The organism is Agromyces tropicus (assembly GCF_039531345.1).
Classification (GTDB): Bacteria; Actinomycetota; Actinomycetes; order Actinomycetales; family Microbacteriaceae; genus Agromyces; species Agromyces tropicus.
Map to the genome: position 1 here is coordinate 72,217 of NZ_BAAAPW010000003.1, position 13,502 is coordinate 85,718.

General features: G+C 72.2%; 12 protein-coding genes. 7 read left to right on the top strand and 5 right to left on the bottom strand.

The genetic code is table 11. The features are described from left to right. The first annotated feature begins 70 nt into the window (after nucleotides 1-70). Nucleotides 71-1,480, top strand: a complete 1,410-nt coding sequence (locus tag ABD230_RS11365; RefSeq protein WP_344373499.1) for an MFS transporter — start codon at nucleotides 71-73, stop codon at nucleotides 1,478-1,480. 46 nt (nucleotides 1,481-1,526) lie between these two features. On the opposite strand, the gene ABD230_RS11370 is transcribed toward ABD230_RS11365, so the two are convergent. From ABD230_RS11370 to ABD230_RS11380, 3 genes are all read right to left on the bottom strand, one after another. Next, nucleotides 1,527-2,294 (bottom strand): PspA/IM30 family protein, encoded by a 768-nt coding sequence (locus tag ABD230_RS11370; protein WP_344373501.1) that lies wholly within the window; start codon nucleotides 2,292-2,294, stop codon nucleotides 1,527-1,529. Nucleotides 2,295-2,331: 37 nt separating this feature from the next. Beyond that, nucleotides 2,332-2,922 carry a hypothetical protein gene (locus tag ABD230_RS11375; RefSeq protein WP_344373503.1) on the bottom strand — a complete coding sequence of 197 codons (591 nt, stop codon included), beginning with the start codon at nucleotides 2,920-2,922 and terminating at the stop codon, nucleotides 2,332-2,334. Between the two features lie 311 nt (nucleotides 2,923-3,233). After that, a complete protein-coding gene (locus ABD230_RS11380; protein WP_344373505.1) occupies nucleotides 3,234-3,521 on the bottom strand; it encodes an iron-sulfur cluster assembly accessory protein in 288 nt (95 codons plus the stop codon). A 157-nt stretch (nucleotides 3,522-3,678) separates the two neighbouring features. Between ABD230_RS11380 and ABD230_RS11385 the strand changes: the two genes are divergently transcribed. Continuing rightward, nucleotides 3,679-4,629, top strand: a complete 951-nt coding sequence (locus ABD230_RS11385; RefSeq protein WP_344374331.1) for an aldo/keto reductase — start codon at nucleotides 3,679-3,681, stop codon at nucleotides 4,627-4,629. Nucleotides 4,630-4,694: 65 nt separating this feature from the next. Beyond that, entirely contained in the window at nucleotides 4,695-6,737 is a 2,043-nt protein-coding gene (locus ABD230_RS11390; RefSeq protein WP_344373507.1) for a DEAD/DEAH box helicase, read from the top strand. A 27-nt stretch (nucleotides 6,738-6,764) separates the two neighbouring features. Here the strand turns inward: ABD230_RS11390 and ABD230_RS11395 are convergent, their stop codons facing one another. Beyond that, nucleotides 6,765-7,334, bottom strand: a complete 570-nt coding sequence (locus ABD230_RS11395) for a GIY-YIG nuclease family protein (RefSeq protein WP_344373509.1) — start codon at nucleotides 7,332-7,334, stop codon at nucleotides 6,765-6,767. 187 nt (nucleotides 7,335-7,521) lie between these two features. Continuing rightward, nucleotides 7,522-8,538 (bottom strand): LacI family DNA-binding transcriptional regulator, encoded by a 1,017-nt coding sequence (locus ABD230_RS11400; protein WP_344373511.1) that lies wholly within the window; start codon nucleotides 8,536-8,538, stop codon nucleotides 7,522-7,524. Nucleotides 8,539-8,668: 130 nt separating this feature from the next. Here ABD230_RS11400 and ABD230_RS11405 point away from each other — a divergent pair, with 130 nt between their 5' ends. The 4 genes from ABD230_RS11405 to rhaS are packed head-to-tail and all read left to right on the top strand — an operon-like array spanning nucleotide 8,669 to nucleotide 13,404. Beyond that, entirely contained in the window at nucleotides 8,669-10,198 is a 1,530-nt protein-coding gene (locus ABD230_RS11405; protein WP_425546224.1) for a sugar ABC transporter ATP-binding protein, read from the top strand. Continuing rightward, nucleotides 10,195-11,235 (top strand): ABC transporter permease, encoded by a 1,041-nt coding sequence (locus tag ABD230_RS11410; RefSeq protein WP_344373515.1) that lies wholly within the window; start codon nucleotides 10,195-10,197, stop codon nucleotides 11,233-11,235. Before ABD230_RS11405 ends, ABD230_RS11410 begins: the two co-directional genes overlap by 4 nt. Beyond that, a complete protein-coding gene (locus tag ABD230_RS11415) occupies nucleotides 11,232-12,308 on the top strand; it encodes an ABC transporter permease (RefSeq protein WP_344373518.1) in 1,077 nt (358 codons plus the stop codon). The genes ABD230_RS11410 and ABD230_RS11415 overlap by 4 nt, the downstream gene beginning before the upstream one ends. Nucleotides 12,309-12,354: 46 nt before the next feature. Further along, nucleotides 12,355-13,404, top strand: a complete 1,050-nt coding sequence (rhaS, locus tag ABD230_RS11420) for a rhamnose ABC transporter substrate-binding protein (protein WP_344374342.1) — start codon at nucleotides 12,355-12,357, stop codon at nucleotides 13,402-13,404. Nucleotides 13,405-13,502: the final 98 nt, after the last annotated feature.

Genomic DNA, 13,502 nt, shown 5'->3' on the forward strand with positions numbered 1-13,502 from the left:
GGTGTCGAGGTCTGCGAGCCTTGCGCCGAATGCACCCGTCGGCGGGTGCCGGGCCCCGGGGGAGGGTTCCATGGCCGAACCGAGCACGTCCGAGCGCCTGGACCGGAGCGCCGTCGTCACCCTCGTCGCGCTGTCGCTCGGGATCCTCGTCGTCGCGAACGACTTCACGGCGCTCAGCGTCGCGGTGCCCAGCATCGAGCACGACCTCGACAGCAGCCTGAACCGGGCGCAGTGGGTGATCAACGGGTACACCGTCGTGTTCGGCGTGCTGATCGTCACCGGCGGACGGTTCGCCGACCTGTTCGGGCGGCGACGGGTCTTCGTGATCGGGGCGCTCGTGTTCGGCGGCTTCTCGCTGCTCGGCGGCCTCGCGCCGAACATCGGCCTGCTCATCGCGTCGCGCGCTCTCATGGGCATCGGGGGCGCCATGATGTGGCCCTCCGTGCTCGGGATGGTCTACGAGATCATCCCGAAGTCGCGCAGCGGGCTCGCGGGCGGTCTCATCATCGGCGTGGCCGGGCTCGGCAACTCCATCGGACCGCTGCTCGGCGGCATCCTGACCGACACGCTCGGCTGGCGTTCGATCTTCTTCCTCAACGTGCCGGTGGCGCTGCTCGCCGTCCTCGTCGTGATGCGGAACGTGCCGGAGTCGGCCCGCGGCCGGGGCGCCCGCGTCGACTACGCGGGCATCGCGACGCTCTCGGCCGCGGTCGTGCTCATCCTCGTCGCCCTCGACGTCGGGAGCGCGAACTCGTTCGCCTCGCCGTGGGTGATCGGGATGGTCGTCGTCGGGGTGCTGCTCATCCCGGCCTTCGTGCTCGTGCAGCGCCGCCAGGGCGACGACGCGCTCGTGCCGCCGCGGGTGGTCGCGAGCCGGCAGTTCACCGGGGCGCTGGTCTCGATCGTGCTGCTCGGGTCGGTGTTCTTCGGCGTGCTCGTCTACGTGCCGCAGTACCTCGAGAAGGAACTGGGGTGGACGGCCTTCGCGGCCGGCGCCGGCCTGCTGCCCATGATGCTCACGTTCGCCACGGTGTCGTTCGCGGCCGGTCCGCTGTACCACCGGATCGGGAGTCGGCCGGTGGTCGGTATCGGCGCCGCCTGCCTCACCGCGGGCGTGCTGGTGGTCGCGCTGGTCATCGGCACCGGGTACCTCCCGCTCGTCCCGGGGCTCGTGCTCTGCGGCGTCGGCGTCGGGCTGTACTTCTCGGCGGTGACCACGGCCGCGGTCACGGCCGTGCGCCCGGAGGACTCGAGCCTCGCGGGCGGCATCGTCTACATGGGCAACGTGGCCGGCGGCTCGCTCGGGCTCGGCGTGAACACGGCCATCGTGCTCGCTGCCGCCGCGTTCACGGTCGGGATGCGGAACGCCTTCCTCGTCGACGCGGCGCTCGGCGTCATCGGCACGATCGTCGCCATCGCCCTCATCCGCTCCGAGGGCTCGCGGACCCACGCCGCCGGCTCGTCGACGACGAAGACCTGAGCGTCAGCGGGTCGCGGGCGCCGTCAGGGCCGTCAGGTCGGGGGCGTCAGTCGGTGCCCGGGCCGTGCCCGATGCTGAGCCACTCCTCGTCCGTGCGGCCGCCCGACCCGCGTCCGCGGCCGCCGTCCTTCATCTCCTGGAGCTGCCGGTCGACCTCGGCGCGGGCGCTCATCGCGGCGAGCTGGCGCTCGATGTCGGCGTCCGGCGCCGCGGTGAGGTCCTTGAGCGCGCCGCTCGAGAGCAGCTCGTCGGTCGCGGCGGCGCGTGCCTGCATCTGGGCGACGCGGTCGCGCGCCCGATCGAGGCTCGTGCCGACGTCGTCGATCCGCGAGCCGATGCCCGCCACCGCCTCGTTCGCGCGCACCTGCGCCTCGGACGCCGTGTAGGTGGCCTTGATCGTCTCCTTCTCGATGCGGAAGGCGGCGATCTGCTCGGCGAGCTGCCGTTCGCGGTCCTGGAGCTGGTCGTTCTGCCGCTGCATGCCGGCGTACTGCTCCTGCAGCGCCGAGACCTGCCGCTCGATGAGCGAGCGCCGCTCGAGCGCCGCCCGCGCGAGGTCCTCGCGCCCGCCCGCCAGCGCCTCCCGGGCTTGCTCGCCGAGGCGCTGGTACCGGGTGCCGAGCTCCTGCCCCTGCAGGTCGATCCGCTTCTTGGCGGTCGCGACCTCGGCGAGCGCCTGGCGGACCTGCTGCAGGAGCTTCACCTGCTGCTCGTAGCTGTCGTCGAGCGTCTCGCGCGGATCCTCGATCCGGTCGATCGCGCGCGTGGCCTTGCTGCGGAAGATCGTGCGCATCCGCGAGGTGTTGCTGCTCATGGTTCGGTTCCCCTCGTCTCGGGCGGGTTCGGGTGGTTCAGGCGGTTCGGCGGACGGCGTCGGATCCGCTCCACGAGCCGTCGCGGTTGAGGGCGCGCAGGTGCTCGACGCCCGCGTGCAGTGCGGTGGCCTCGCGGTCGACGTCGGCGCGGAGCCGGCGGAGTTCGTCGTCGGAGAGGCCGCCCAGGCCGGATGCCACGGCGGCGCGCATCTCGCGCACCATGCCCGCCACCTGGTCGACGCGCTGCGACGCGGCCGGGAGCTCGCGGTCGAGCACGCCGCGGTCCGCCTCGCTCTCCATGAGGTGGAGCTGCCGGTCGAGCGCCTCGCCCTCGTGCTCGATCCGGGCGAAGAGCCGGTCGAACTCTCCGCGCGGACCGTCGCCCGACGCGGAGACCTGCACCGCGGCGCGCCCGCTCGACAGGGCGTCGGCGAGCCGGACGCGGAGCCGGAGCACTCGGCCCTGCGGGCCGGACGCCAGTCGCGCGCGCACGCGCAGCGCGTTGCCGGAGAGCAGGCGGCTGCGGCGCGCGCGCCGGACGACGGCGCGGACGACGAGGAACACCGTCGTGAGCGACGCGACGACGATGAGCAGGAACGACACGAAGAGCCAGAGCAGGATGTCCACGCGACCACCTTCACGATCTCGGGCGCTCGACGGCGCTCAACCGGGTGGTGGAGCGATGCCCCGGCGTCGATGCCCTCGCGCCGCTGCGGGTCGAACTCGCGATATAACGCGAATATACGCCGCATCGTCCCGGAACGTGAGGGGCTGGCGGAACTTCGCAGCTTCGTGCCAGCCGCGGTCGCGGGACTCGGTCGGTCTCGGCGCGCCGTCGGGCGCCGGCCCGGACAGACCGAGGTCCCGGCGGGCCATGCCCGCCGGGACCTCGGTCTCGACTCGCCCCCGACGCGGTGCGACCGCGCGGGAGCGGTGCCTCACAACTGCTGCGGCAGGATGTCGAAGGCCACGCGGCCGTCGTCCGCCACGCGGGCGTCGAGCACCTTGTCGTCGAGCGCGATGGTGGCGCGCTCGCCCAGGTACACGCGGGCGCCGTCCTGCTCGACCACCGCGTCGCCCTCCTCGGGGGCGGGAGCGATGGCGACCCCGAACTGGGTCGCTTCCGGGTCCTCGGCCTCGATGCGGAGGCCGGAGCCCTCGGGCGCGCCGTTGCCGGCGACGATCTCCTTCACGACCGTGGTCGCGGTATCGGTCAGTGCGAACATGGGGTCCTCCTCTGCGATCACGAACCGACGATGATTCCAGATGTGCGGTCCGTTCGCGACCGGTGGCGGCGTCCGATCGCATCGTCTACCCTGCAGGTCCGGGCATCGGCCCCTGCCCGATTCCGAGCGCCCGGCCTGGCGTAGGCTCGCGCACGTGATGCCCGCGACCGATCCTCCCGTCCCGACGCTCGCACCGCTCGGGCTGGGGCTCGCGGCGCTCGGCCGTCCGGCGTACATCACGGCCGGACGCGACCACGACCTCGGCTCCCACCGCACGCCCGAAGAGCTGGAGCACCGAGCCCACGCGATGCTCGACGCGGCCTGGGACGCCGGCATCCGGTTCCTCGACGCCGCACGCTCGTACGGACGGGCCGAGGCGTTCCTCGGCTCCTGGCTCGCCGCCCACCCGGAGCGCCGCGGCGGGCTCGCGATCGAGTCGAAGTGGGGCTACGAGTACGTCGGCGGATGGCGCATGGACGCCGACGTGCACGAGCGCAAGGAGCACACGCTCGCCATGCTCGACCGGCAGTGGCCCGAGACCGTCGCCGCGCTCCGCGGCGCGCCGGACCGCTACCTCGTGCACTCGCTGACCCCGGAGAGCCCCGCGCTCGCCGACGCGGCGCTCCTCGACCGGCTGCGCGAGCTCGCGGCATCCGGCGTCGCCGTCGGCGTCTCGACCAGCGGGCCGCACCAGGCCGACGCGCTCGACGCCGCCCGCGAACTGGCCGACTCGCCGTTCCGCACCGTGCAGGCGACCTGGAACCTGCTCGAGCCGTCGGCCGGCGCCGCGCTCGGGCGCGCCCACGCCGACGGCTGGTTCATCGTCGTCAAGGAGGCCGTGGCCAACGGCCGGCTCACGCCCGCGGGAGACGAGGCGGATGCCGCGGCGCTCGCCGAGGCCGACGGGCAGTCCCTCGACGCGCTCGCGCTCGGCGCCGCCCGCGCGCAGCCGTGGGCCGACGTCGTGCTCTCGGGGGCCGTCACCCCGGCACAGCTCGCCGCCAACCTCGCCGCGCGCGCCCCGCGGACGGACCCGGACGCGCTCGCGGCGCTCGCCGAGGACGCGGACGCGTACTGGTCGGCGCGGAGCGCGCGGACCTGGGGATAGGCGCGCCGCCGAGGCATCCGTCACCGCATGGGGCGGTTGCACAGGGCCGAGGTCTACCCTGAAATGTGACTTCCGACGACATCCCCACCGAGGCCGAGGCTCCTGAGGAGCCGAAGACGCCCACCTTCGCAGATCTCGGACTCGAGGGGGCCGTGCTCAAGGCGCTCGACGACGTCGGCTACGAGACGCCCTCCGCCATCCAGGCCGCGACCATTCCGACACTCCTCGAGGGGCGCGACGTCGTCGGCCTCGCGCAGACCGGGACCGGCAAGACCGCGGCGTTCGCGCTGCCCATCCTCGCCCGCCTCGACACCTCCGACCGCAGCCCGCAGGCGCTCGTGCTCGCCCCCACCCGCGAACTCGCGCTGCAGGTCTGCGAGGCGTTCGAGAAGTACGCGGCGCACCTGCCCGACCTGCACATCCTGCCCGTCTACGGCGGCCAGGGGTACGGCGTGCAGCTGTCCGCGCTCCGCCGCGGCGTGCACATCGTCGTCGGCACGCCCGGCCGCGTGATCGACCACCTCGACAAGGGCACGCTCGACCTCTCGGGCCTCAAGTACCTCGTGCTCGACGAGGCCGACGAGATGCTCAAGATGGGCTTCGCCGAGGACGTCGAGACGATCCTCGCCGACACCCCGGAGGAGAAGCAGGTAGCGCTGTTCTCGGCGACCATGCCCGCCGCCATCCGGCGCATGTCGGAGCAGTACCTGAACGACCCCGAGCAGATCACGGTCAAGGCGAAGACCCAGACCTCGGCGAACATCGCACAGCGCGTGCTCGTCGTCGCCCACGCGCGCAAGGTCGACGCCCTCACGCGCATCCTCGAGGTCGAGGACTTCGGCGGCGTGATCATCTTCGTCCGCACGAAGAACGCGACCGAGGAGCTCGCCGAGAAGCTCCGCGCGCGCGGCTACGAGGCCGCCGCCATCAACGGCGACATCGCGCAGGCGCAGCGCGAGCGGACCGTCGAGCAGCTCAAGAGCGGCAAGCTCGACATCCTGGTGGCGACGGATGTCGCGGCCCGCGGCCTCGACGTCGAGCGGATCACGCACGTGGTGAACTACGACATCCCCACCGACCCGGAGCCGTACGTGCACCGCATCGGGCGCACCGGTCGCGCGGGCCGCACGGGCGACGCGATCAGCTTCGTCACGCCGCGCGAGCGGGGGCTCCTGAACCGCATCGAGCGGACCACCAAGCAGCAGATGACGCCCATGCAGCTGCCGAGCGTCGACGAGATCAACGAGTCGCGGCTCTCCCGTTTCGACGACCGCATCTCGACTGCACTCGAGCAGTCCGAGCGCATCGAGGGCTTCCGCGACATCATCGCCCACTACGTGCGCCACCACGACGTGCCCGAGACGGATGTCGCCGCCGCCCTCGCCGTCGTCGCGCAGGGCGATTCGCCGCTGCTCATGGAGCCCGAGCCTGAGCCCGCGCCGCGGGAGCGCGGCCGCGACCGCTTCGACCGCGACGACCGCGGCGGGCGCGACGGCGACCGGGACCGGGGCGACCGCGGTCCGCGGCAGCCGAGGGAGGGAATGGCGACCTACCGCCTCGACGTCGGCAAGCGCCACCGCGTGATGCCCGGGCAGATCGTGGGCGCGCTCGCGAACGAGGGCGGGCTCGCGCGAGACGACTTCGGCGCCATCCGCATCCAGGGCGACTTCTCGCTCGTCGAGCTGCCCGCGGACCTGCCGAAGGACGTGTTCGATCGGCTCGCCGACACGCGCATCTCGGGTCGCCTCATCGACCTGCGGCTCGACACGGGCGGCCGTTCGCGCCGCCAGTACGACGATCGGCGCGGCGGCGGGCGCGGGTACGACCGTGACCGCGGGTACGACCGCGGCCAGGGTGGCGGGCGCGGGTACGACCGCGACCGGCGGGACGGGGACCGCGATCGCGGGTACGACCGTGACCGGCGCGGCGGGGACCGCGATCGCGGGTACGACCGTGACCGGCGTGACGGGGACCGCGACCGCGGGTACGACCGCGACCGCGGGTACGACCGGGACCGCGGGTACGACCGGGACCGCCGCGACGGGGATCGGGACCGCGGGTACTCCGGCGACCGCAAGCCGCGGAAGCCCCGGCACGGCAAGTCCTGAGGGGCCGCGCCCGACCGGGCTGGTGACTCAGGTGCGGCGGGCGAGCTCCTCGCTGCGCCAGCGGTCGTAGACGTTCCACGGATCGGCGACGCCGGCGGCCAGCTCGGCGACGTGGCGGACGATCGGCTCGTCGAACCGGAACCATTCGCCGCCCGGCCAGCGCGAGCCGGCGAACTCGGCGTGCCGTCGCCGCTCCAGTGAACGGCCGCCGCGCTCGAAGGCGAGCACCTCGTCGTGCGGGATCGCGGCGAGGCGCTGCCGCGGGTTCGCGGAGGTGCCGATCTTCACCCGCTCCCGCCACCGCACGTAGTACACGACGTCGACCCGAGGCGGCGCGACGTCGGCATCGGGGACCTCGCCCAGCCGCCACTCGCACACCGCGCAGACCCACCCCGACGGGTAGCGCACGCCGACGCGCGACCCGCAGACGAGGCATGCGCCGGGCAACACGTCGGTGACGCCGTGCTCGCGCGCGACCCAGTCGTGCGCCGCGAGCAGGTGCGTGGTGCAGAGCGCGAGGGGCGCGCCCGGCTCGCTCGCGGCGCCGCACGGCCCGCGCTCATCGACGGCCGTGCAGGCCGCGGCATCCGTCGCCATGCGGGCACGGTACTCCCGCCCACCGACGCCCCGTCCGAGTGCCGTTTCTGCGGTGGAGTGCAGGAAGAATCCGCCCTCCACCGCAGAAACCGCACTCGAACGGGAGGAGGCGGGGAGTACGCGGCCCGGGAGTGCGCGTGCGGGGAGTGCGCGGGCGGGGAGTGCGCCGGCGCGGCCGGGGCCGCGGTCAGCGCCGCGGGTCGGTGCTCCGGCGCACGATGAGCTCGGGCTGGAAGACCGTCTGGCGGGGGATGAGCTCGGGGTCGGCCGTCTCCTCGAGCAGGATGCGCAGCGCGGTGCGGCCGATCATGCGGCTCGGCTGGCGCATCGAGGAGAGCGGCACCGCCGCGGCGGCGGCGAACGCGTTGTCGTCGAACCCGATGAGCGCGATCTGGTCGGACACCAGCATCCGCCCGTCGACGATGAGCGCCTGCAGGAGTCCGAGCGCGAGCAGGTCGTTGGCAGCGAAGATCGCGTCGGGCCGCTCGGCGGGCGGCCGGGCGACGATGCGCGCGCCGGCCGCGGCGCCGTCGGCGACCGTCAGCGCGTCGGTCGCGACGACCTCGAGGTCGACGTGCTCGCCGGCGTTCTCGGCCGCGGCGCGCGCGCCGGCCAGCCGATCGGTGACCTGGCGGATGTCGAAGGGCCCGCCCACGAACGCGATGCGCCGGCGCCCGGTCGCGATGAGGTGCTCGACCGCCATCCGCCCGCCCGCGACGCTGTCGACCGAGACCGAGCTGAACCGGCCGTCGCCGCTGAAGCGGTCGACGAGCACGGCCGGGATGCCGCGGGAGCGAAGCCGTTCGAGTCGTGGGTTGATGTCGCCGTAGGGCGAGATGAGCACGCCGCGGACCTGCTGCTCCTCGAAGAGGTCGAGGTACATGCGCTCCCGCTTCGGGTCCTCGTCGGTGTTCCCGTAGAGGATCGCGATGCCCGACTTCGACGCCTCGTCCTCGGCCCCGCGGACGACGTCGCCGAAGAACGGGTTCTGCCCGTCGAGCACGACGAAGCCGACCGTGGTGCTCACGCCGGCGCGGAGCTTCCGGGCCGCGTCGTTGCGCACGTAGCCGAGCGTCTCGATCGCCTCCTGCACGCGCCGGATGGACTCGGGCGACACCTCGCCCGGCCGGTTGAGGACGTTGGAGACCGTGCCCACCGAGACGCCCGCCTGCTGTGCGACGTCGCGAATGCTGACCGCGGCCATCGTGCTCCTTCGTCATCGAATCGTGAGGGGCATCCGTCCGAGCCGACTTGACCGCCGCGGATGTCCTCCATAGAGTATGCCTGAATCGAGCCTGAATCGATTCATAAAGTTTCACCTCAAGGAGGAGGACGTGACCGTGGACCAGACCAGCACGACCCCGGCGCCCCCGGCGCTGGAGCTGTCGAAGGTCGTCAAGTCGTTCGGCGCCGTCGTCGCCCTCAGATCCGGCACCATCACCCTCGAGCAGGGATCGATCCATGCACTGATCGGCGAGAACGGCGCGGGGAAGTCGACCCTCGTGAAGATCATCGCGGGGCTCTACCGCCGGGACGCGGGCACGTTCCGCCTCCGCGGCGACGACGTCGACTTCCACTCGACCGCGCAGTCGAAGGCGGCCGGGATCGCCGTCATCTACCAGGAGCCGACGCTCTTCCCCGATCTGTCGGTGACCGAGAACATCTTCATGGGCCGCCAGCCCACGAACCGTTTCGGACGCATCGACCGCAAGGCGATGCGGACGGAGGCCGAGGAGATCTTCGGCCGGCTCGGCGTGTCGATCGACCCCGACCGCATCACCGACGGCCTGTCGATCGCCGACCAGCAGATCATCGAGATCGCCAAGGCCATCTCGCTCGACGCGCGCGTGCTCATCATGGACGAGCCGACCGCGGCCCTGTCCGGCGTCGAGGTCGAGCGGCTGTTCGCGGTCGCCCGGAGCCTCCGCGACGAGGGACGTGCGCTGATGTTCATCTCGCACCGCTTCGACGAGGTCTTCGCCCTCTGCGACACCGTCACCGTCATGCGCGACGGCAGCTACATCGCCACCGAGCCGATCGCCGAGACGAGCGTGGACGAGCTGGTGCGCCAGATGGTGGGCCGCGACGTCGCCGAGCTCTTCCCGAAGCTGCCCGCCGAGATCGGCGACGACGTGCTCGTCGTCCAGGGGCTCACTCGCCCCGGCGTCTTCCACGACATCAGCTTCACGGTGCGCGCCGGCGAGATCGTCGGCCTCGCCGGCCTCGTCGGCGCGGGGCGCAGCGAGGTCGCGCGAGCGGTCTTCGGCGTCGACCCCTACGAGTCCGGCACCGTCACGGTCGCCGGCGCGCAGCTGCCGAAGGGCAACCCGCGCGTCGCCATGGCCCGCGGCCTCGCGCTGGTTCCGGAGGACCGGCGCAGGCAGGGGCTCGTCCTCGACGAGTCCGTCGCCCGGAACGTGACGCTCGCGATCCGCGACACCCTCGCCAAGGGCGGCCTGCTCACCAGTCGCGCCGAGAACGCCGCCGCCGCGGTCTGGTCGAGCCGCCTCGAGGTGAAGACCGCGGCGCTCGACGCCGAGACCGGCACGCTCTCCGGCGGCAACCAGCAGAAGGTCGTGCTCGGCAAGTGGCTCGCGACCGAACCGAAGGTGCTCATCGTCGACGAGCCCACGCGCGGCATCGACGTCGGCACGAAGTCCGAGGTCCACCGACTGCTCTCCGAGCTCGCCCAGCGCGGCATCGCGATCCTCATGATCAGCTCCGAGCTGCCGGAGGTGCTCGGCATGGCCGACCGCGTGCTCGTGATGCGGGAGGGGTGGCTGACCGGCGAGTTCCCGCGCGCCGAGGCGACCCCCGAATCCGTGATGTTCGCGGCCACCGCCGAGAAGGAGGACGCGAAGTGACCGCGACCGCAGCCCCGCCCGCCCCGTCGACCCCGTCGGCGGCGACGAGGATCGTCTCGCACCTGCTCAAGGCGCGGGAGACCGGCATCCTCATCGCCCTGCTCGCCGTGATCGTGGTCGCGACCCTCGTCAACCCGAACTTCCTGTTCTCGACCGACGGGTTCCGCGACCTGCTCCTGACCCCGTCGCTGCTCATGCTCGTCGCGGTCGGCCAGGCGGTCGTGATCATCACGCGCAACGTCGACCTGTCGGTGGGCTCGGTGCTCGGGCTGACCGCCTACCTCACCGGCCGGCTCTTCATCGACGTGCCCGGCATCCCGATCCTCGCCGTCTTCATGGCGGGCATCGCGCTCGGCGCCGTGCTCGGCCTCGTCAACGGTGCACTGGTCGCCTTCGCGAAGGTGCCCGCGCTCGTGATCACGCTGGGTACGCTCTACATCTACCGCGGCATCAACGTCGCCTGGACGGGCAGCGACCGCATCAACGCCTCCGACCTGCCGGCCGCGTTCCGCGGCCTCGGCACCGGGCAGATCCTGTACATCCCGATCCTCACGATCATCGCGGTCGTCGTCCTCGTCGTCGCCGCCTGGGTGCTGCGCAACCTGCGCAGCGGCCGCGAGTTCTACGCGATCGGCTCGGACCCGGACGCGGCGCACCTCTACGGCCTCCGCGTCACCCGGCGCATCCTGACCGCGTTCGTGCTCAGCGGTGCCCTCGCGGGCCTCGCCGGCGTGCTCTACGCCGCCCGCTACGGCACCGTCAGCTCCGGCGCCGGCACCGGCCTCGAGCTGCAGGCCATCGGCGCCGCGGTCATCGGCGGCGTCGCGATCTCGGGCGGCGTCGGAACGCTCTGGGGCGCCGCGATCGGCGCGTACCTGCTGCTCACCATCAACCGGGCCCTGCCGATCCTCGGCATCCAGGACTTCTGGCAGCGCGCCGTCGTCGGCGCCCTCATCATCGGCGCGATCGTGCTCGACCGCGTGCTCGCCGTCCGACAACACCGCAAGCTCATCGAGGCCAGGGAGGAAGCGCGATGACCGCCACGGCACCGGCGCCCGCTCCGGACACCCGGACCACCCGCACGTACCAGGCGTACGCGACGCCCCTCTGGCGACGCGTGCTGCTCAACCGCGAGGCCGCGATCATCGGGCTGCTGCTCGTCGTCATCGCCGTCGCCCTGGCCGTCGTGCCCAACTTCGACAGTCCGCTCACGGTGACGTACCTGCTGCGCGACATCGCGCCGATCCTGCTGATCGCGCTGCCGATGACGCTCATCATCATCACCGAGGAGATCGACCTGTCGGTGGCGAGCATCGTCGGGCTCTCGAGCGTGATGACCGGCATCCTCACCCAGGCCGGCTGGCCGTTCCCGATCGCCGCGATCACGGCGATCCTCGTCGGCACGCTCGCCGGCGTGGTCAACGGGTTCCTCGTCACCGTGGTCGGCCTGCCCTCGCTGGCCGTCACGATCGGCACGCTCGCGCTCTTCCGCGGCATCGCCGTGGGGCTGCTCGGCACGACCGCGATCACGGACTTCCCGGAGTTCTGGTCCGACCTTTCGCGCGACAACATCCCCGGCACGCCGATCCCGGGCATCATGATCCCGTTCGTCGTGCTCGCGATCGCGTTCGCGATCCTGCTCCACTTCACGCCGTTCGGACGGTCGCTCTACGCCATCGGCCTGAACAAGGAGGCCGCGGCGTTCTCGGGCATCGCGGTCGGCCGCACGAAGTTCCTGCTGTTCGTGATGAGCGGGGCGATCTCCGGCTTCGCCGGCGTCTACTTCACGCTCCTCTACAACAACGCACGCGGCGACAACGCGACCGGACTCGAGCTGCAGGTCATCGCGGCCGTGCTGCTCGGCGGCGTGTCGATCTTCGGCGGCCGCGGCGCCCTGCACGGCGTCATCGCCGGCGTGCTGCTCATCGGCACGCTCGGCAGCGCGCTCCGGCTCGCCGGGGTCACCTCCGACATCATCAACGTCATCACGGGCGTGCTGCTCGTGCTCTCGGTGGTGTCCGCAAGCCTCCTCGCCTGGCTCCGCCGTCGGCGGATCTCGGCGATCGGGAAGAGGAAGGAGCGCGAGCTGGCGGCATCCGCGTCGTCCTGAGCGCTCCGGTCCGTTCACACAGTCCGCACCAAGGAAGGAAACAATGATGTTCACTCAGCACCGTTCGCGCCGGTTGGGCGTGGCGATCACGGCGGTGGCCGCGGCGGCCGCGTTGGCGTTGTCGGGTTGTTCGTCGAGCGGGGGCGACTCCGGCGGCGATGCGGGGGGCGACGGCGGTGACGCGAACCTGTCGGTCACGTTCCTGCCCAAGAACCTGGGCAACCCGTACTTCGACACCTCGAGCTCGGGCGGCGAGGAGGCGGTGACCGAGTTCGGCGGCACGTTCGCCGAGGTCGGCCCGTCGGAGGCGTCGCCGACGTCGCAGGTCAGCTTCATCCAGACCGCGGCGCAGCAGGGCGTGGGCGCCCTGGTCGTGTCGGCGAACGACCCCGAGGCGATCTGCGACGCGCTGGACGAGGCGTCCGGCGCGGGCGTGAAGATCGTCACGTTCGACTCGGACACGAACCCGGAGTGCCGTGACCTGTTCATCAACCAGGCCACCGCGGACGGCATCGCGAAGGTCCAGGTCGACCTGATCGCCGACCAGATCGGCGGGTCGGGGCAGGTCGCGGTCCTCTCGGCGTCGGCGAACGCGACGAACCAGAACGCCTGGATCGAGATGATGCAGGACTACCTGGCCAGCGACTACCCGGACATCGAGCTCGTCGAGGTCGTGTACGGCGACGACGACGACCAGACCTCGTTCGACAAGACCGCGGCGCTGCTGCAGACCTACCCCGACCTGAAGGGCATCATCTCGCCCACCACGGTCGGCATCGCGGCCGCGGCCCGCTACCTGTCGACGTCGGAGTACCAGGGCCAGGTCGCCCTGACCGGCCTGGGCACCCCGAACCAGATGCGCGAGTACGTCGAGGACGGCACCGTGACCGCGTTCGCGCTGTGGAACCCGGCCGACCTGGGCTACCTGGCCGCGTACGCGGCGCAGGCGCTGATCACGGGTGAGATCACGGGCGAGGAGGGCGACTCGTTCGAGGCCGGCAAGCTCGGCTCGTATGAGGTCGGCGCCGACGCGACCGTGCTCCTCGGCGACCCCTACGTCTTCGACGCCGACAACATCGGCGACTTCGACTTCTAGGATTCGCCGCACCACCGAAGGGACGGGCCCGGGGACGCCACCCCGGGCCCGTTCCCGTGCCCGGGACGGACGGGCCCGCGACGACGGATGCCGCGCGG